We start from the raw sequence: 18,706 nt of genomic DNA, 5'->3' as shown, positions 1-18,706 counted from the left end.
GCAGGGGGCTCATCCGGGCGCGCACCCGAACCTAGGTTTCGTCACAGGAGGTGACCGAGGATGACAGCCTGTGCTTCTCCCAGGCTTTCCCCTGTGGTCGGACCGAGGTTTCGGGAGACGACGTGACCATGAGTACGGAGACGGATGCGGCGGTCCTGACGATGCCGGAACCGAAGGAGGCCGAGGCGGTGGACGCCGCGGCGGCCGACGCGGGCGCGGCCCCGGCCGCGACGCCGCCGTACGTCCTGGCGGTGGCCCCGGCGGCGCCGGGCGCGGCCAGCCCGGGGGTGGCTCCGCCGCCGCGGGGCGCGGCGGCGGTCCGGACCGTGACCGTTCCCCTGGCGGGCGCCGCCGGGAGGCAGGCCGCCGGGGCGCCCGCGGGACCGTCGGCCGGCGCTGCCGGTACTGCCGTCCGGCCGCCGCGCAACGCCCGCGGCGTGCGGCCCGTGCGGCTGCGGCCGGCCGCCGGGGAGGCCCGGCAGTCGCCCGCGGGCACCGGGGCGCCCGCCGGCACGGGTGCCGCTGCGGGTGCGCCCGCGACCGCGGGCCTGGGTGCCACTGCGACCGCGGGTCCGGCTGCGGCTGCCGCTGCCGCTGCCGCTGCGGACGTGTCCGGCGCACCGATCGCGCCCCGCGAGCCGGACGGTTCCGGTGCCGCGGCGGCTCCGAGCCCGCAGGGCGTGCGCGGTGTGCGGCCGGTGGTGCTGAAGGGGGTGCGGGAGACGCCCACCGGGGAAACGTCTCCGCGCGCGGCGTCCCACTGGGTGCGGCAGGCGCCGCCGCCGCGGCCGCCGGTGGCGTACGTGCCGCCGCCCGCGCCGGAGTGCCTGGTGACCCGGGACGGGACGTACGCCGCGCGGCTGACGCTCGCGGCGGACGGCGCGTCGTGGCTGCCCGAGCGGTGGGCGCTCGGCGGCCCGGAGCCGTACGTCGTGCCGCTGCCGGGCAACCAGCCGGAGGAGCCGGACGCCGAGGTCCAGCCGCTCAGCGACGGCCGGGTGCTGATCCACCGCAGGGCGGGGGCGCGGCACACCTTCACGCTGCTCTACCCCACCGGTCCCGGCACGGGCGAGCTGGCCGTCGGCTCCGTGGAGTGCCCGGACGGCGAGGCGCTGCGGCTGCTGCCGCCCGCCCCCGGCGGCCGCCGGGCGTACGCGGTGGCGGTCAGCCCGGGCGGGTCCACGGCGGTGTGGCTGGTGGCCGGCGGGTCGTGCGGCCCGGAGCACCTGGGCGAGATCCGCGGCCGCTGCTCCGGCGGGGTCTGGCTGGACCACGAGGGCCGGATGCTGGCCCTCGACCGCGAGTTGGACGGCCGCACCAAGACGGTCGTGGTGGACCTGGAGCGGGGCTGCGAGGTGTCGCCGCTGCTGCAGATCTCGGCGGACAGCGACGACCGTCTGGTGATGGCCGACCCGGACAGCGGACTGCTGCTGATCCGCTCGGACGCCCCCTCCCCGGGGCGGCACCGGCTGGGCTGGGGCGTCCTGGGATCGACGCTGCCGGTGCGGTTCCCGGAGGGGCTGCGGCCGGCGGAGTGCGTGATGACGCCGTTCGCGGTGCAGCCGGGTCAGGTGCTGACGCCGGAGGCGTGCGCGGTGGCGTTGCGCGTGGACGGGGTGGGCGGCACCTGGATCGGGCTGTGGCGGCCGTCGGACCGGCGGGTGTGGCACGTGGCGGCGCCGGCGGGGTGGCTGACCGGGGCGGGGGTGTTCGGCAAGGACGGCGTCCTGCGGTTGCCGTACGCCACGCGGGAGGACCCCTGCGGCCTCGCCGCGGTCACCGCGCCGCCCGCCGACCAGCCCGTCGAGGCGGCCCCGGCCGCCGCGTCCCCGATCCGGCCGGTCCCCCTCCAGCAGTCCCCGCTGGCCGCCCGCGCGGCGGTCTGAGCCCGGGTCCGCCGCACCGCGCCCGCGGGGCCCGGACGGGCGGCGGCCGGCGCCGTCGACGGGGTTCACCCCGGCGGTGGACGGCGCGGCCGGGCGGGCCCGGGGAACCTACGCTGGGGACGTGAACGAGATGCCGCCCCCGCACCGTCCCACCCGGTCCGTCCGGCTCCTCCTCGCCGAGGACGGCCGCACCGCCCGCGGCGGCCTGGCGCGCCTGCTGGAGATGGAGCCCGATCTGAAGGTGGTCGTCCGCGCCTCGTCCGGCGAGGAGGCGGTGCACGCGGCGCTCACCCACCGCCCCGACGTCGCGCTGGTGGACGTCGGCCTGCCGGGGCTCGGCGGTCCCGACCTGGCCGCCGAGCTGACCGCGCAGGCCCCCGACTGCCGGGTGATCGTCCTGGCCACGGCCGGCCGCCCCGAGTACGTGCGCCGCGCGCTGGCCGCCGGCGCGGCCGGGTTCCTCGTCAAGGACGGCCCGGTCGACGAACTCGCCGCCGCGATCCGCCGGGTGCTCACCGGCGAGACGGTGGTGGACCCTGCGCTGGCCGCCGCGCTGCGCCGCGAGGCTGACTGACCGGCGCTCCGGTCCCCGGCTCCTTCCGCCGGGAGGCGCACTGACCGGCCCCCCGGTCACCGCGCCCCGGCCCCGCGCTCCTTCCGCCGCGAAGCGGACCGACCGGCGCCCTTTCACCGCGCCCCGTCCCCCGTACCCCCCGCCCCCCCCTCACCCGCCGACGGGTTCCGTACGGCAGCATGGCCGCGCAGCACCCACACCCGCAGCACCCACACGCGCAGCGCCAGCACCCGCACCCGCAGTCCGCCGCACCACCCCGAGGAGAGCCCATGCCCGCGACCGTCGACCCCGCCCCCGAGGTCCTGGCCGCGTTCGAGGCCGCCCAGGGCTTCATGCCCGCGGACGAGGGCCTGGCCCTGTACGCGGCGGCCGTGGAGGCGGGCCGGCTGGGTCTGCCGCTGCTGGAGGTCGGCACCTACTGCGGGCGTTCGACGATCCTGCTGGCGGACGCCGCCCGGCGCGCCGGGGTCACCGCCCTCACCGTGGACCACCACCGCGGCAGCGAGGAGCAGCAGCCGGGCTGGGAGTACCACGACCCGCGGACGGTGGACCCGGAGCTCGGGGTGATGGACACCCTGCCCACGTTCCGCCGCACCCTGCACCGGGCGGGTCTGGAGGACCACGTGGTGGCGCTGGTGGGCCGCTCCCCGCAGGTGGCGGCCGTGTGGGGGTCGCCGCTGGGTCTGGTCTTCGTGGACGGCGGGCACACCGACGAGCACGCGAACGCCGACTACGAGGGCTGGGCGCCGCACATAGCCGAGGGCGGTCTGCTGGTGATCCACGATGTCTTCCCGGTGAAGCTGGACGAGTTCACCGGCCAGGCCCCGTACCGCGTGTACCTGCGGGCGCTGGGGTCCGGCGCGTTCACGGAGGTGTCGGCGACCGGTTCGCTGCGGGTGCTGCGGCGGACCGGCACCGGGATCTGAACCCCCGTACGGCCTCCCCCCGTTAGGCTCGCCCCGTGTCGTACGCAGGTCCGGAATTCGATCCCCGCCCGTCGCCGCGCCCCGGCCGGGGCCGCCGCGCGCTGCTCGCCGCGCTGGTGGTGGCGGTGGCCGCCGGCGGGCTGGCGGTGCAGCAGGCGGTGACCGGCGACGGCGGCCAGGGCGGCCCCACGGCCGCCGCGTCCCCCTCGGACTCCCCCTCGCCGCGCGGGAGTTCACCCGCTTCACCCGCTGCATCCGCTTCACCCGCGAACTCCCCTTCGTCGCCGTCGGCGTCCTCCACGGCCCGGCCGCCGGCCGGGTCGGGCCCGTTGAGGGGCCGGGTGGTGGTGATCGACCCGGGGCACAACACCGGCAACGCCCGGCACACCGCCGAGATCAACCGCACGGTCCGCATCGGCAACGGCAGCAAGGAGTGCGACACCACCGGCACCGCCACCGACGCCGGGTACGCGGAGGCGGCGTTCACCCTGGACGTGTCCCGCCGGCTGCGGGCGCTGCTCGAGAAGCAGGGCGCCACCGTGCGGTTGACCCAGGACGGCGACCGCCCGTGGGGTCCCTGCATCGACGAACGCGCCCGGATCGGCAACGAGGCGGAGGCGGACGCCGTGGTGTCGGTGCACGCCGACGGTTCCGGGGCCGGGAACCGCGGCTTCCACGTGATCCTGCCCGGGAGCGTCACCGGGGGCGGCGCGGACACCCGTCCGATCGTGGGCCCCTCCCGCGATCTGGGGGAACGCATCGCGGGCAACTTCGTGCGGGCCACCGGCAGCGCGCCCTCCAACTATGTCGGCGGCGGTACCGGTCTGGTCACGCGGAAGGATCTGGGCGGCCTCAATCTGTCGAAGGTGCCCAAAGTGTTCATCGAGTGCGGCAACATGCGGGACAGCAAGGACGCCGCGCTGCTGACCAGCGGCGCGTGGCGTCAGAAGGCCGCGCAGGGCATTTCCGACGGAATCGTGGGGTTCCTGGGCGGATGACCGTCGGCCGTGCGCGGACCTGCCCACCGGGTGCCCGCGGTGACCGGTGCTGACGGTAGGGTCCAACCCGCGGCAGAGCCGGGTACGACACGACGACACGAGACGACGAAGGACTTGTAGTGAACATCCGCTCCCTCACTCGGGGCGACGGCGTGGTGATCGGGGCAGCGCTGTTGCTGTTCATCGCGTCGTTCCTCGATCTCGCCGACCTTGGCGACAACGACTTCGGCATCGAATCCCCCTCCGCCTGGGGCAGCCTGGCCATGGCGCTGGGCGTGTACATGGGCGGCGTGATCGGCGCCGCGCTGATCGTCGTCAACCGGTGCCTGCCGCAGCCGCGGAAGGTGGCCGGTCACGACCTCGGAACGCTGGGCGTCGCCTTCACGGTGTTCTCCTTCTGGTACCTGCTGTGGTCGCTGCTGGACTCCGAGGGCAGTGCCGGCGCCGGCCTGATCCTCGGGTTCATCGCGGCGCTGCTGCTGGCGGGGGCGGCGGTCGCCGGCAACCTGGTGGCCGCGCTGAAGGCGCCGCTGATCAACGCCACGCCGCGTCCGGCGGCGCCGCAGCCGTACGGCGCGCAGCCGCCGAACGGGTACGGCTACCCGGGGGCGCCGCAGCAGTCCTACGGCGGCGGCCAGCCGCAGCCGCAGGGCCAGCCGCAGCAGGGCATGCAGGCCCCGGCGCAGCAGCAGGCGGGGCCGGAGTTCTCCCCGTTCTGGTTCGCCGTGCCGGCGCCGCGGCCGCTGTACGCGGAGGACGGCTCGCCCACGCAGATCGCCGAACTCGCTCCGGGCGTCTGGTACCTGGCGATCGACCAGCGGGGTCCGGGCCTGATCGCGCAGACCCAGGACGGCCGTCGCGGTCTGCTGCAGGACGCCTCGGGGATCCAGCGGGGCTGACGGCCGGCGTCAACTCGTGACAAGGTCCCCGCCGCCCGGCGGGGGCCTTCGTCGTGCCGTGCGGCGCCGTGTGCCGGTGTGCCCGGGCGTCCTTACGAGCCGCCCGTGAGCTCGCCGGCGGACGGCACCTTGTCGGTGACCTCGGCGCCGGCCGACTTACCGGCGTCCTTGACGTCGTTGATGATGCTGTCGAAGTTGCCGACGATGTCGTCGGTGTTGTCGCCCTTGCGCAGGTTCTTCGCCTGCTCCTTGAGCTTGTTGATGCCGTCCTGCAGCGGGGCGACCGCCTTGGACAGGGTGGGGTCCGCCTTGGCGTTCTTGACGGCCGCGTCCAGCCGGTTGTAGGCGAACAGGCCGGCGACACCCGCCTTGACGAGGGCGACGCGGCGGCCGTCCGCGCCCTTCTTGAACTTGCCCGCGCGGAAGGGCTTCACGATCCACTGGTAGGTGGCGCCCGCGGCGAGGCCGGCGTTCACCACGAAGCGGGTCTTGGCGAACTTCTGCTTCTCGGCGGAGGTGGTCGGGGTGGGCTCGGCCGGCGCCTGGCGGGCGGCCCGGTCCGCCTCGGCCCTCATCTCCGCCATCGCCCGTTCCTCCACGGACTGGGTGTCCGCCTGGGGGGCGGAGGCGGGGCGCTCGGTGCCGCCGCAGGCGGCGGTGCCGGCGACCAGGGCGCAGCAGAGGGTGACGGCGAGGACGAGACGGCGTATCGAAACGGGCATGAGTCAGCCTCCGGAAGGAGAGAACGTTTCCCTCCCCGCAGCCTCACCCCGCCCTTCTCTCCCGGCGACCCCAATACCCCCGTCCGAGTGCCCCCGCCCCTGCGGGCGAGCGTGCCGCGGCTCGGCGAGGTGGGTCAGGCCGGTTCGGTGGGGGTGGGGTCGCAGCAGTCGGGGTCGAGACCCCGGGGGAGGCGGTCGCCGCCGAAGACCGCGCAGGTCGCCTCGTGGCCCCCGAGCGCCGCCACGGCCAGCAACAACGCCCCCGCCGTCCAGCTCGTCAGCTCCCGCGGCCAGATCGCCCGGTCGTCGTAGACGAGCCCGGTCCAGTACAGCCCGGACTCCTCGTCCCGCAGGTGCTGCACCGACTGGAGGATCTCCAGCGCCCGGTCCGACTCCCCGGCCGCCCACAGCGCGAGCGCGAGTTCGCAGGACTCGCCGCCCGTCACCCACGCGTTGGGCACGACGCACCGCACGCCCAGGCCGGGCACCACGAAGTCGTCCCACCGGGAGGCGATCCGCTCCCGCGCCTCGGCGCCCTCCAGGGCCCCGCCGAGGACCGGGTAGTACCAGTCCATGGAGTACCGGTTCTTGTCCAGGAACCGCTCCGGGTGCAGCCGGACGGCGTGCCGCAGCGCGCCCGCCGCGAGCTCCCAGTCGGGCTGCGGCTCCTCCATCTGCTCGGCGACGGCGAGCGCGCACCGCAGCGCGTGGTGGATGGACGAACTGCCGGTCAGCAGCGCGTCGTTCACCGCCGTGCCGTCGTCCTCCCGCTTCCAGCCGATCTGCCCGCCCGGCTGCTGGAGCCGCAGCACGAACTCGACGGCCGCGTACACCACGGGCCACATGCGGTCGAGGAAGGTGTCGTCGCCGGTGGACAGGTAGTGGTGCCAGACGCCGACGGCGACGTAGGCGACGAAGTTGGACTCGCGGGAGCGGTCGGTGACCTGGTCGTGGGCGCCGTCGGCGTAGGCGGCGAACCAGGATCCGTCCTCGTTCTGGTGGCGGGCGAGCCACAGGTAGGCGCGTTCGGCGGCCTCGTGCTCGCCGGCGGCGTCGAGGGCCATGGCGGCCTCGGTGTGGTCCCACGGGTCGAGGTGGTGGCCGCGGAACCACGGGATCGCGCCGTCCTCGCGCTGCACGGCGAGCAGGCCGCGCACGGTGGCGGCGGCCTGCTCGGCGGTGAGCACCCCGGGAAGGACGAGGTGCTCGGTCCTGGGCGTGGTCACGCCACGTCCCCTTCGGCGGCACCGGCACCGGCACCCGCACCGGCGACGGCGGCGGCCGGCAGGTGCGGCTTGGTCGCGTAGGCCACGAAGCTCTTGCCGATGACCGGGTTGAGGGCGCGCTCGGCGACCCGGGTGGCCAGCGGCTTCTTCATGATGTCCCACACCAGCAGCTTGTGGTACGCCCGCACCGGCAGTGCCTTGTCGTTGTCCACGCCGAAGGCGCACTTCAGCCACCAGTACGGCGAGTGCAGCGCGTGCGCGTGGTGGGAGCCGTAGGGGCGCAGGCCGGCCTCGCGCATCTTCGCGAGCAGTTCGTCGGCCTTGTAGATGCGGATGTGGCCGCCCTCGACCGCGTGGTAGGCGTCGGAGAGCGCCCAGCAGACCTTCTCCGGCCCGTAGCGCGGCACGGTGACGGCGATCCGGCCGCCCGGCTTGAGGACGCGGACCATCTCGGCGAGGACGCCCTTGTCGTCGGGGATGTGCTCCATCACCTCGGAGATGATGACGACGTCGAACGAGGCGTCGGGGAACGGCAGGTTGAGGGCGTCGCCCTCCATGGCGGTGGCGGTGGCGCCGGCCGGGGCCTCACCGGCCTCCTTCATCGCGGCGAACCACTTGGCGACCTCGCGGATCTCCTCGCCGTTGCGGTCGAGGGCCACGACCTGGGCGCCGCGCTTGTAGCACTCGAAGGCGTGCCGGCCTCCTCCGCAGCCGAGGTCCAGGACACGGTCGCCCGGGGCGAGCGGGAACCGGGAGAAGTCGACGGTCAGCACGGGGTCCTGCTTTCGTGGTGGTGGCCGGTTGTGGGGGTGGGGACGACGGGCGCGCGACCGCCCGTCGAGCGGCGTGCGACGGCCTCCCGGTAGTGGGCGACGGTGCCCTCGGCGGCGCGCTTCCAGGTGAAGTGCTCCAGGACGCGGGCGCGGCCGGCGGCACCGAGGCGGGCGCGCAGCTCCGGGTCGTCGAGGAGGCGCCCGAGGGCGGCGGCGAGGGCGCCGGCGTCGCCCGGCGGTACCGCCAGGCAGGTCTCGCCGTCGGGGCCGGCCACCTCGGGGATGGCGCCGCCGGTGGTGGCGACCAGCGGGGTGCCGGTGGCCATGGCCTCGGCGGCGGGCAGCGAGAAGCCCTCGTAGAGGGAGGGGACGCAGGCGACCTCGGCGGAGCGGACCAGGTCGACGAGTTCGGCGTCGGAGATGCCCTTGACGAACTCGACGGCGCCCTCGAGGCCGTACCGCTCGATGGCCTGGGCGACGGGCCCGTCCTCGGCGCGCCTGCCGACCACGACAAGGTGGGCGTCGGGCTGTTCGGTGCGCAGCTTGGCGAGCGCCTCGACCAGGAAGACCAGGCCCTTGAGCGGGACGTCGGCGCTGGAGGTGGTGACGATCCGTCCGGGGACCCGGGCGATCGACGGGTCCGGCGAGAACAGGTCGGTGTCGGCGCCGATGTGCACCACGTGCACCCGGTCGGGGCGGACGCCGAGGTGGTCGACGATCTCCTGCCGGGAGCTGCCGGAGACGGTGAGCACCGAGGGCAGGCGGCGGGCGACGCGCTTCTGCATCCGGGTGAAGGCGTACCAGCGGCGGACCGACAGGCGGCGCTTCCAGTCCCCGGCGGCGTCGAGCTCGAGCTGCCGGTCGACGGTGATGGGGTGGTGCACGGTGGTCACCAGGGGCGCCCCGAGGTCGCCGAGCTGGCCGTAGCCGAGGGTCTGGTTGTCGTGGACGACGTCGAAGTCGCCGCGGCGGGCGCGCAGCAGGCGGCGGGCGCGCAGCGAGAAGGTGAGCGGCTCGGGGAAGCCGCCGGTCCACATGGTGCCGACCTCTAGGGCGTCGATCCAGTTCCGGAACTCCTCGCGGCGCGGGGTGCGGAACGGGTCGGGCTGGCGGTAGAGGTCGAGGCTGGGCAGCTCGGTCAGGGAGAGCCCGGCGAGGTCCTCGCCCTCGTCGAGGACCGGGTACGGCTGGGAGCCGATCACCTCGACGGTGTGGCCCAGACGGGCGAGTTCGCGGGAGAGGTGGCGCACGTAGACGCCCTGTCCGCCGCAGAACGGGTTGCCCTTGTAGGTGAGGAGCGCGATGCGCAGAGCCGGCTGACCGTCGGCGGCCATGGCCTCAGCGGTCACGTACGGCCCCCTTCTCGCTGAACTGTCCCGCGAGGTTACGTCGCGGCGGCTGCCAGCAACAAGTCGCGGATCGATCACTGGTGACCACTGTTGATCACACAACGGCGCTTCGAATCTACCCGCTGGTAGCCGGACCGTGGGTGGTCCGCCGGGTGATGCTCGCCACGGCACCGGTTCCCCGACGTCTGTGCTGACGTGGGGAGATGTCCGGATCGCGGCCTGTCGCGCGGCATTACGCCGGCCGGGGTTCCATCAGCTCCCGCACGGCGGCCCCGGCCCGGTCGAGGCCGGCCGTCTCACGCTCCGTCATCGTCGGGTCGCCGGCCCTGCGCCGCAACGCCTCCCCCAGCGCGTCCGGGGTGAGGTGGACGGCGGCCGGGTCGGTGAGCAGCGCGGACAGCAGTTCCCCGGCCGGCCGGGCGGTGTGCGTGGCCCCGGTGGCGACCTGGGCGAGGATCACCGCGGTGGTCGCCCAGTCGAGGCCGGGAGAGCCCTCGGCGGCGTTGGCCCAGTCGATGACCCGTGGGCCGCCGGACGTGAGGATGACGTTCTCGGGGTGCAGGTCGAGGTGGAGGATGCTGGCGCCGGGGCCGCCGGTCCGCCGGGCCGGGACGGCGTGCAGGCCGGTGAGCAGCAGGGCCAGCATGGCGCCCGCCTGCCGCGGGGTGATCAGTCCGGCGATCAGGGCGCCCGCCATGGTGGGGCCGTCGAGGCGTTCCAGCACCAGGTCCGTGCGGGAGGCGCCGTCCTGGGCGGGGCGGACCTGCGGCACGGGGTAGCCGTGGCCGTGGAGGTAGGTCATCAGGGTCCGCTCGGTCCCCACGTCGCCGACGGCGCCGTCCCGGTACCTGCGGAGGACCCAACGCTCGTCGAGCACGTACACGTCGGCGGTGCGGCCGACTCCGATCAGGACCATTCCGGGAATCTAGCCGCACCTCGGGGCCGGGTCGAGGGCCCCTCGGCCCTGTTTGCGATCGCCATGGCCGGATATGCGCGCACGCCCGGTCGGGTGGCCCGGCGCCCGCGGGGCCGGGGCGGGCCCGGCCCCAGGCGGGGGCGGGGTACCGCGCCCGGGGTGCCGCCCGGGGGTGCCGGTAGAGTGGCACGGTCGTCATCACACTCGTTCGGGGGGAAGCCGGTGCAAATCCGGCGCTGACCCGCAACCGTGAGCCGCCGTCATGGCGGCGAGCCGGAATGCCCCGCGCGACCGTGACCGGCTCATTGGCCGCCGGCTCCCGCCGGTGGCCGGCACCGTCGAGGTATACGGAGCCGAGCCGCCGGGCCCCAGTCGGTGCCCGTCGCTGCCTGGCTCCCCCACAGGGAGAGGCACTCCGCCAACCATGAACGTTCGCCGCGCCGCAGCGGTCCTGGCCGCTGCCGCCGTACTCGGCGCCGGTACGGCCCCGGCCGCCTTCGCCGACGACGCGACGCCGTCGCCGTCCGCCCCGCCGGAGATACCCGCCGGCCTCCACGGAGCCACCGACCCCACCTACGACGGCGTCTGGCGCCAGTCGCTGACCCTGCTCGCCCAGGACACCGCCGGGGTGACCCCCTCGGACCGGGCCGTCGGCTGGCTGACCGGGCAGCAGTGCGCGGACGGCTCGTTCGCCGCGTTCCGCCCGGACCCGTCCACGGCGTGCGACGGGAAGACCATGGTCGACAGCAACAGCACCGCGGCCGCGGTGCAGGCGCTGGCGGCGCTCGGCGGGCACGACGCGGCCGTGGACAAGGCCGTCGACTGGCTGGTCTCGGCGCAGAACGAGGACGGCGGCTGGGGCTACAACCCCGGCACCCCCTCGGACGCCAACTCGACCTCCGTGGTGATCGGCGCGCTGGCCGCGGCGGGCGAGAAGCCCGCCGAGACCGTCAAGGACGGGAAGTCGCCCCTGGACGCGCTGCTCACCTTCGCGCTGCCGTGCAAGGGCAAGGACGCGGGCGCGTTCGCCTACCAGCCCGACAAGTCCGGGAAGCTGATCGCCAACGCCGACGCCACCGCCGCCGCCGTGCTGGGCTCGCTGGGCTCCGGCCTCGGCGGGAAGAAAGCGGAGCCCGCCGGTGCCGCCGCGAAGTGCGCCGAGGCGAGGACCCCGGAGCAGGCGGCCGAGAACGGCGCCGCCCACCTGGCCGGCCCGCTGACCGAGGACGGCCACCTCACCTCGGCGATGCCCGGCGCGGACCCGCAGCCCGACCTCGGCAACACCGCCGACGCGGTGATCGCGCTCGCCTCCACCGGCCACGCCGACCAGGCCGGGAAGGCCGTCGCCCACCTGCGGGACAACGGCGCGGCCTGGGCGAAGCAGACCGGCCCCGCCGCCTACGCCCAGCTGATCCTCACCGCCGAGGCGGTCGGCGCCGACCCGCGGGACTTCGGCGGCCAGGACCTGGTGAAGCTGCTGAACGCCACCGGCCCCGCCCCCGAGGCGGACCAGCCCGCCGACGCCGGGGAGCAGGGCAGGAACGACGACGAGGGCGTCTCCCCCGCCGTGTGGTGGGCGGGCGGCGCCGCTCTCGTGGTGGTCGCGGCCCTCGTGGTCCTGCTGGCGGTCCGCGCCTCCCGGAAGCGCCGGCCGTGAACCGTGCGCGCGCCCTCGCCACGGCCGTCCTGACGCTGCTGACCGCGCTCCTGCTGGTGCAGGGCGCGGGCGCGGCGCAGGCGGCCGGGTACCGGTACTGGTCCTACTGGGAACTCGACGGGCGGACGTGGGTGTGGGCCACCCAGGGCCCGTCCTCGCTGCGCCCGGCGGACGGCGCCGTGCAGGGCTTCCGTTTCGCGATCACCGAGAACTCCGCCGACGCGTCCCGTCCGCGCACCACGAAGCCGTTCGCGGAGATCTGCGACGGCACCCCGGAGCGCGACGGCCGCAAGCGGATCGCCCTGGTCGTCGACTTCGGCACGCCGGAGCACGCGCCGGGAGGCGAGACGCCGCCCGAGGGCCGCACCTACTGCGCGAGCGTGACCGAGGACGCCTCCGCCGCGGAGGCCCTGGCCGCCGTGGCCGCGCCGCTGCGCTACGACAGCAGCGCCATGCTGTGCGCCATCGGGGGCTACCCGCGCACCGGCTGCGGCGAGCAGGTGGCCGCCGCGGACCCGTCCGACGGCCCGGCCGAGCCCGCCTCCACCGGGAACGCCTCCACCGACGCCGCCTCCCCGGGCCCGTCGCTCGGCCTGTGGGCGGGCGCGGGCGCCGTGCTGCTGCTGGGCGGCGCCGCCGTCCTGCAGTCCCGGCGCCGGCGCGGCTGACGGGACGAGGGGCGAGGGGACGAGGGGACGACGAGCATGACCGTGACCGTGTCCGCGAACCGCGGCGCCGCCCGGGCCCCCGGCGCGGCGCTGCATCCCGGCGCCTGGTGGGTGTGGGCGCTGGCGCTGGGCGTCGCCGCGTCCCGCACCCGCAACCCGCTGCTGCTGGCGCTGCTGATCGGCGTCAGCGCCTACGTGGTCATGGCCTGCCGCACGGACGCGCCGTGGGCGCGCTCCTACGGCGCGTTCGTCAAGCTGGGCCTGCTGGTGCTGGGCATCCGGCTCGTCTTCTCCCTGGTGTTCGGCACCGCCGTCCCCGGCACGCACCTGCTGCTCCGCCTCCCCGAGGTACCGCTGCCCGACTGGGCGCAGGGCGTCCGCCTGGGCGGTCCGGTGTACTTGGAGGAGGTGCTGTTCTCGCTCTACGACGGCCTGCGGCTGGCCACCCTGCTGATCTGCGTGGGCGCGGCGAACGCGCTGGCGAACCCGTCCCGGCTGCTGAAGGCGCTGCCGGCGGCCCTGTACGAGGTGGGGGTGGCGGTGGTGGTCGCCATGACCTTCGCCCCGCACCTGATCGCCGACGTGCTGCGGCTGCGCGCGGCCCGGCGGCTGCGCGGCCGGCCGGACCGCGGGGTGCGGGGCCTGCTCCAGGTGGGGCTGCCGGTCCTGGAGGGCGCGCTGGACCGCTCGGTGGCGCTGGCCGCCGCCATGGACGCCCGCGGCTACGGCCGCACCGCCGCCGTCCCGCCCGCCGTGCGCCGCACCACGGCCGTCCTCACCGTGGGCGGCCTGCTCGGCGTGGCGGCCGGCTCGTACGGGCTGCTCGCCGCGGTCGGCGGGGTGTACGGGCTGCCGCTGCTGCTGGCCGGGGTGGCGGCCGCGCTGGCCGGGCTGTGGCTGGGCGGCCGGCGCACCCCGCGCACCCGCTACCGGCCCGAACGGTGGGGCGTCCGCGCCTGGCTGGTCTCCGGCTCGGGCGTGGCGGTGGCCGTGCTGACCGTCCTCGCCGCGTCCTGGGACCCGGTGGCGCTGACCCCGCCGGTCACACCGCCGACCGCGCCCGTGCTGCCGCTGTGGCCCGCCGCCGCGCTGCTGCTGGGCCTGCTCCCCGCCTTCCTCGCCCCGCACGTCTCCCCACCGACCGGCAAGGACCGACGACCGTGATCCGCTTCGACGATGTCTCCGTGACGTACGACGGCGCGGGCGAACCCGCCGTCCGCGGGCTGGACTTCGAGATCCCCGAGGGTGAACTCGCCCTGCTGGTCGGCCCGTCCGGGGTCGGCAAGTCGACGGTGCTGGGCGCGGTCAGCGGGCTGGTGCCGCACTTCACCGGCGGCACCCTGCGCGGCCGGGTGACGGTGGCCGGCCGGGACACCCGGACCCACAAGCCGCGGGAACTCGCCGACGTGGTCGGCACGGTGGGTCAGGACCCGACGGCGCACTTCGTCACCGACACGGTCGAGGACGAACTCGCCTACGGCATGGAGTCGTTGGGACTCGCCCCGGACGTGATGCGGCGGCGTGTCGAGGAGACGCTGGACCTGCTGGGCCTGGCCGACCTGCGGGAGCGACCCATCGCCACGCTCTCCGGCGGGCAGCGGCAGCGGGTCGCCATCGGGTCGGTGCTCACCCCGCACCCGCGGGTGCTGGTGCTGGACGAGCCGACCTCCGCGCTCGACCCGGCCGCCGCGGAAGAGGTCCTGTCGGTGCTCCAGCGGCTGGTGCACGACCTGGGCACCACGGTGCTGATGGCCGAGCACCGGCTGGAGCGCGTCGTCCACTACGCGGACCGGGTGCTGCTGCTGCCGGCGCCCGGCGAGGCGCCGGTGGTGGGCGACCCGGCCGAGGTGATGGCCGCCTCCCCGGTCTTCCCGCCGGTGGTCGAGCTGGGCCGCCTCGCCGGCTGGTCCCCGCTGCCCCTGACCGTCCGCGACGCCCGCCGCCGGGCGGCCGGCCTCCGCGACCGCCTCGCCGACGCGGACGACACCGCCCCGCCCGCCCCGGAGCCGGCCGCCCTCACCGTCCCCGAGCCGACGCCCGAGCCGGAACGCCGCCGTTGGTGGCGCCCCAAGCCGCGGGCGGCGGCGGCCGGGGCGCTGCCGGATCCGCGGGACGGCGTGGTGGCCGGAACGCAGCCGCGGGACGGCGAGGCCGCGGCGGTGGCCCCGCTGCCGGCCGTGGTGGACCGCCTGGTCGTGCGCCGGGGCGCGGTCGAGGCGCTGCGGTCGGTGTCGCTCGGCGTCGCTCCCGGCGAGACCGTGGCCCTGATGGGCCGCAACGGCGCGGGCAAGTCCACACTGCTGTCGGCCCTGGTCGGCCTGGTCGAGCCCGCCTCCGGCTCGGTGCTGGCCTGCGGCGCCGTCCCGCACCGGACCAGGCCCCGTGACCTGGTGCGCCGGGTGGGCCTGGTGCCGCAGGAGCCCCGGGACCTGCTGTACGCGGACACCGTGGCCGCCGAGTGCGCGGCCGCCGACCGCGACGCGGACGCCGAGCCCGGCACCTGCCGCGCCCTGGTGACCCGGCTGCTGCCCGGCATCGCGGACTCCGCCCACCCCCGCGACCTCTCCGAGGGCCAGCGCCTCACCCTCGCCCTGGCGGTGGTCCTGACCGCGCGCCCGCCGCTGCTGCTGCTCGACGAGCCGACCCGGGGCCTGGACTACGCGGCCAAGTCCCGCCTGGTCGGGCACCTGCGGCAGCTCGCCGGCCAGGGCCACGCCATCGTCCTCGCCACCCACGACGTGGAGCTGGCGGCCGAGCTGGCCCACCGGGTGGTGATGCTGGCGGACGGCGAGGTCGTCGCCGACGGCCCGACCGCCGACGTGGTGCTGGCGCTGCCCGCCTACGCCCCGCAGGTCACCAAGGTGCTCGCCCCGCGGCGCTGGCTCACCGTGCGCCAGGTCCGGGAGGCGCTGGCATGACCGCGATCCCCCCGGCGGCCCCCCGCACCCGCGCGGTCCGGCTGGGCGCCCGCTCCACCCTCACGCTGCTGCTGGTGAGCGCGGTCGGCCTGGCCGGCTTCGTCTGGCCGCTGCTGATACCGCCGGAGTCCTCGGTGGCCGCCCACCAGGAGGACGCGCCCTGGCTGTTCGCCGCGCTGCTGCTGCTCCTGGTCGCGGTCACCGCGGCCACCATCGCCGAGTCGGGCCTCGGCGCGAAGGCCGTCGCCATGCTGGGCGTGCTCGCCGCCGCGGGCGCCGCGCTGCGCCCCCTCGGCGCGGGGACGGCCGGGCTGGAGCCCACCTTCTTCCTGATGCTGCTGGCGGGCCGCGTCCTGGGGCCGGGCTTCGGCTTCGTGCTCGGCTCGGTGACGCTGTTCGCGTCGGCGCTGCTGACCGGCGGGGTGGGCCCCTGGCTGCCGTTCCAGATGCTCTCCCTCGGCTGGTTCACGCTGGGCGCGGGGTTCTTGCCCCGCCGGCCCTCCGGCCGCGCGGAGGTGGGGATGCTCGCCGCGTACGGCTTCCTCGCGGCGTTCGGCTACGGCACGCTGATGAACCTGGCCGGGTGGCCGTTCATGGCCGGCCAGATCGCCGTGGCCGTCGCGCCGGACCCGCAGGCCCCCCTCGCCGTCAACCTGGCCCGGTTCGTGGCCTACTGCCTGACCACGTCCATGGCCTGGGACCTGGGCCGCGCCCTGCTCACCACGGTCCTCACCCTGACCGTCGGCCCGGCCGTCCTGCGCGCGCTGCGCCGGGCGACCCGGCAGGCGGCGTTCGAGGCCCCGGTGACCTTCGAGGCGCCCGGCGCGGCCAAGACCCCGCGCGGCCAGGAACGGATGACGCCGGCGAGCGGTGACGCCGAGGGCGCGTGACGCCGGGGAGCGGTGACGGCGAGGGCCCCTGTAGCGCGGTGACGTCGGGGATCGGTGACGTCGGGGATCGGTGACGGCGAGGGCGCGTGATGCCGGGGGCGCGTGACCTCGCGGGCTCGTGACGTCGGGGAGCGCCGGGGTCAGGGACCGGTGAGGTCCTTGGTGAACCAGTGCTCGGCGTAGGGGTCGTCGTTGTGGCGGCCGGTCTCCCGGTAGCCGAGCCGCGCGTACAGCGCCCGCGCCTCGACCAGGTCGTGGCGGGTGTCCAGGATCATCCGCCGGGCCCCCATCGCCCGGGCGGACTCCTCGGCCGCCGCGACCAGCAGCGCCGCGCCGCCCCTGCCGCGGCACGCGGGCAGCAGGAAGACCCGCTTGAGCTCCGCGACGCCCTCCTCGACCAGCCGGACCCCGGCCGTCCCGGCGGGCGTCCCGTCGTACCGCGCCACCAGCAGCGCCCCGCCGGGCGGTGCCAGCCCGTCCCCGGTGTCGGCCGCGATCTCCCGCTCCAGCTCGTCCGGGTCGGTGCGCCGCCCCTCGTGCAGCAGGTACCAGCGGTCGCTGACCTCGGTGTAGTACGCCCTCCAGAGGGCGGCGGCGTCCGCCGAGGTCACGTCCTCGGGGGCGACCGACCAGGCGGTGGTCGTGCGCGGCGATGTCATGCCGGGATTGTCGCGGCGTCCCGGCACCGGGCCCAACGGGTTTTCCCGTCGCCTCCCCGGAGGTGGCGGCACATCCCTAGCATTCCGGTCATGCGACGAAATTCCCGCGCCCTGCTGGGCGTTGCCGCCGCCGCGCTCCTCATGGCCGGCTGCGGCCAGGAGGAGAACGACGCGTCCACCGATCCCGGCCGGGCGGACCGGCCGGGCGCGGCCTCCAGCCCCGCACCCGCCTCCAGCTCCGCCCCGGCCTCCTCCCCCGCCGCCGACGGCCCGCTGGCGGTGGAGATCACCGGCCCGCCGCAGGGGGTGGCCGGCAGCGGCTCCGACATGGCGGATCCGCCCGGCAGGCCGGGCTCCGACGCGGACTTCACCACCCAGGTCGAGTACGCGCTCCAGGGCGATCTGCTGAGCGGCGCCCGCGTGGAGGGGAGGACCACCGCCGTCTGCCCCGAGGGCGTCACCCAGCGGGCCGGCGCCACGAGCGCGTGCGTCGCGACGTACGAGGGGGTGGAGATCCCCTACACGGTCACCATCGGCGAGGACTACGAGCCGGGCGACGTCCTCACCCCGTACCGCGCCGAGCCGGAGAAGGCACTGCTGGTCGCCCGGCGCGTCCACCACGCGTTCTGGGACCGGTTCGGCGGCGACGCCGGCACCTCGCTGAGCTGCGACGAGATGCCCGCCGCGGAGGCGGTCGAGCCGGCCGGGCCGACCGGGCACACCTGCCGCACGGCCCGCGAGGGCGGCGACGCCGTCGACTACGCGGTGTCCGTGGAGCCCTCCGGCCCCCGCTTCGACCGCGTCCAGGACTGAGCGCCGGGACGCCGTGCCCGCGCGTCCGGCGGAATTCTCCCCCGGCGGGCCGCGACCGGACGATAATCCCGGAGGCGGGTGGGCGCACGGCCCGCCCGCCCGGTCCGACGGCCCCGAGGAAAGGTTCCGTCCGATGAGCGACTCCGCTCACTGGAACGACGTCGACGACTATCTGTCCAGCCTGCTGGCCCCCGAGGACGAGGCACTGACCGCGGCGCTGCGGGACGCGGAAGCGGCCGGGCTGCCCCCGATCAACGTGTCGGCCGGCGCGGGCAAGCTGCTGCGCCTGCTGGCCGAGACGCAGGGCGCGCGGAACATCCTGGAGATCGGCACGCTGGCCGGGTACAGCACCATCTGGATGGCGCGCGCCCTCCCGGCCGACGGCCGCCTGGTCACCCTCGAGTACGAGGAGCGGCACGCGGAGATCGCCCGCCGGAACCTCGCCCGGGCCGGGCTGGACGCCGTGGTGGAGGTGCGGGTCGGCCCGGCGCTGGAGTCGCTGCCGAAGCTGGCCGAGGAGGGCACCGCCCCCTTCGACCTGGTCTTCGTCGACGCCGACAAGGGCAACAACCCGCGCTACGTGGAGTGGGCGCTGCGGCTCACCCGGCCGGGCAGCCTGATCGTCGTCGACAACGTGGTGCGCGGCGGCCGGGTCGCCGACGCCGGCAGCGACGCGCCGGACGTGCGGGGCACCCGTGAGGCGCTGGAGCTGATCGCCGGGCACCCGCGGCTCAGCGCGACGGCGCTGCAGACGGTGGGGACCAAGGGCTACGACGGGTTCGCGCTGGCGCGCGTGGTGTCCTGAGCGGCGGCGGGGCCGACGACCGGGCCG

The 18,706-nt window shown here is 76.1% G+C and carries 17 protein-coding genes, 1 pseudogene and 1 riboswitch; of the genes and pseudogenes, 12 read left to right on the top strand and 6 right to left on the bottom strand.

Annotated features, from left to right (window positions below; translation table 11 throughout):
• Positions 1–128 precede the first annotated feature (128 nt).
• The 5 genes and pseudogenes from ACWD3O_RS16370 (at position 129) to ACWD3O_RS16350 (ending at position 5,283) form a co-directional block, all read left to right on the top strand.
• A complete protein-coding gene (locus tag ACWD3O_RS16370) occupies positions 129–1,886 on the top strand; it encodes a hypothetical protein (RefSeq protein WP_451416328.1) in 1,758 nt (585 codons plus the stop codon).
• A gap of 130 nt (positions 1,887–2,016) precedes the next feature.
• A pseudogene (locus ACWD3O_RS16365) lies at positions 2,017–2,439 on the top strand (response regulator); the annotation flags it as partial.
• A 290-nt stretch (positions 2,440–2,729) separates the two neighbouring features.
• The gene (locus ACWD3O_RS16360) at positions 2,730–3,386 is read left to right on the top strand and encodes a class I SAM-dependent methyltransferase (RefSeq protein WP_451416327.1); all 657 of its coding nucleotides are present in this window, start codon (positions 2,730–2,732) and stop codon (positions 3,384–3,386) included.
• Positions 3,387–3,421: 35 nt separating this feature from the next.
• Positions 3,422–4,384 (top strand): N-acetylmuramoyl-L-alanine amidase, encoded by a 963-nt coding sequence (locus tag ACWD3O_RS16355; protein WP_451416326.1) that lies wholly within the window; start codon positions 3,422–3,424, stop codon positions 4,382–4,384.
• Between the two features lie 119 nt (positions 4,385–4,503).
• Positions 4,504–5,283 (top strand): DUF5336 domain-containing protein, encoded by a 780-nt coding sequence (locus ACWD3O_RS16350; protein ID WP_451416325.1) that lies wholly within the window; start codon positions 4,504–4,506, stop codon positions 5,281–5,283.
• A gap of 92 nt (positions 5,284–5,375) precedes the next feature.
• On the opposite strand, the gene ACWD3O_RS16345 is transcribed toward ACWD3O_RS16350, so the two are convergent.
• From ACWD3O_RS16345 to ACWD3O_RS16325, 5 genes are all read right to left on the bottom strand, one after another.
• On the bottom strand, positions 5,376–6,005 hold the full coding sequence (locus tag ACWD3O_RS16345; protein WP_451416324.1) for a hypothetical protein: 630 nt from the start codon (positions 6,003–6,005) through the stop codon (positions 5,376–5,378).
• Positions 6,006–6,139: 134 nt separating this feature from the next.
• Positions 6,140–7,231 carry a prenyltransferase/squalene oxidase repeat-containing protein gene (locus tag ACWD3O_RS16340; protein WP_451409963.1) on the bottom strand — a complete coding sequence of 364 codons (1,092 nt, stop codon included), beginning with the start codon at positions 7,229–7,231 and terminating at the stop codon, positions 6,140–6,142.
• A complete protein-coding gene (locus tag ACWD3O_RS16335) occupies positions 7,228–8,004 on the bottom strand; it encodes a methyltransferase domain-containing protein (RefSeq protein ID WP_451416323.1) in 777 nt (258 codons plus the stop codon). The genes ACWD3O_RS16340 and ACWD3O_RS16335 overlap by 4 nt, the downstream gene beginning before the upstream one ends.
• Positions 7,998–9,338, bottom strand: coding sequence for a glycosyltransferase family 4 protein (locus ACWD3O_RS16330; protein WP_451416432.1), 1,341 nt, complete (start codon positions 9,336–9,338; stop codon positions 7,998–8,000). Before ACWD3O_RS16330 ends, ACWD3O_RS16335 begins: the two co-directional genes overlap by 7 nt.
• A 247-nt stretch (positions 9,339–9,585) precedes the next feature.
• Positions 9,586–10,269, bottom strand: a complete 684-nt coding sequence (locus ACWD3O_RS16325) for a phosphotransferase (protein ID WP_451416322.1) — start codon at positions 10,267–10,269, stop codon at positions 9,586–9,588.
• 212 nt (positions 10,270–10,481) lie between these two features.
• Positions 10,482–10,553: riboswitch (cobalamin riboswitch) on the top strand.
• A 140-nt stretch (positions 10,554–10,693) separates the two neighbouring features.
• Between ACWD3O_RS16325 and ACWD3O_RS16320 the strand changes: the two genes are divergently transcribed.
• Genes ACWD3O_RS16320 through ACWD3O_RS16300 form a run of 5 tightly spaced genes read left to right on the top strand, consistent with a single transcriptional unit; the run spans position 10,694 to position 16,402 of the window.
• Positions 10,694–11,926 carry a prenyltransferase/squalene oxidase repeat-containing protein gene (locus ACWD3O_RS16320; RefSeq protein WP_451409960.1) on the top strand — a complete coding sequence of 411 codons (1,233 nt, stop codon included), beginning with the start codon at positions 10,694–10,696 and terminating at the stop codon, positions 11,924–11,926.
• Positions 11,923–12,594: an SCO2322 family protein gene (locus ACWD3O_RS16315; protein WP_451416321.1), complete on the top strand. Its 672-nt coding sequence runs from the start codon at positions 11,923–11,925 to the stop codon at positions 12,592–12,594. Before ACWD3O_RS16320 ends, ACWD3O_RS16315 begins: the two co-directional genes overlap by 4 nt.
• 36 nt (positions 12,595–12,630) lie before the next feature.
• Positions 12,631–13,758: an energy-coupling factor transporter transmembrane component T gene (locus ACWD3O_RS16310; RefSeq protein WP_451416320.1), complete on the top strand. Its 1,128-nt coding sequence runs from the start codon at positions 12,631–12,633 to the stop codon at positions 13,756–13,758.
• Complete coding sequence (locus ACWD3O_RS16305) at positions 13,755–15,512, top strand: ABC transporter ATP-binding protein (protein WP_451416319.1); 1,758 nt, start codon at positions 13,755–13,757, stop codon at positions 15,510–15,512. The genes ACWD3O_RS16310 and ACWD3O_RS16305 overlap by 4 nt, the downstream gene beginning before the upstream one ends.
• Positions 15,509–16,402, top strand: coding sequence for an ECF transporter S component (locus ACWD3O_RS16300; protein WP_451416318.1), 894 nt, complete (start codon positions 15,509–15,511; stop codon positions 16,400–16,402). Before ACWD3O_RS16305 ends, ACWD3O_RS16300 begins: the two co-directional genes overlap by 4 nt.
• Positions 16,403–16,542: 140 nt before the next feature.
• Here ACWD3O_RS16300 and ACWD3O_RS16295 read toward each other — a convergent pair whose 3' ends face one another.
• A complete protein-coding gene (locus ACWD3O_RS16295; RefSeq protein ID WP_451416317.1) occupies positions 16,543–17,061 on the bottom strand; it encodes a GNAT family N-acetyltransferase in 519 nt (172 codons plus the stop codon).
• Positions 17,062–17,151: 90 nt separating this feature from the next.
• On the opposite strand from ACWD3O_RS16295, the gene ACWD3O_RS16290 reads away from it, so the two are divergent.
• Positions 17,152–17,874: a hypothetical protein gene (locus tag ACWD3O_RS16290; protein ID WP_451416316.1), complete on the top strand. Its 723-nt coding sequence runs from the start codon at positions 17,152–17,154 to the stop codon at positions 17,872–17,874.
• Between the two features lie 133 nt (positions 17,875–18,007).
• Entirely contained in the window at positions 18,008–18,679 is a 672-nt protein-coding gene (locus tag ACWD3O_RS16285) for an O-methyltransferase (protein WP_451416315.1), read from the top strand.
• Positions 18,680–18,706 lie beyond the last annotated feature (27 nt).

It is taken from the genome of Streptomyces sp. NPDC002640, assembly GCF_053592575.1.
This window is presented reverse-complemented; position numbering and strand designations above follow the sequence as displayed.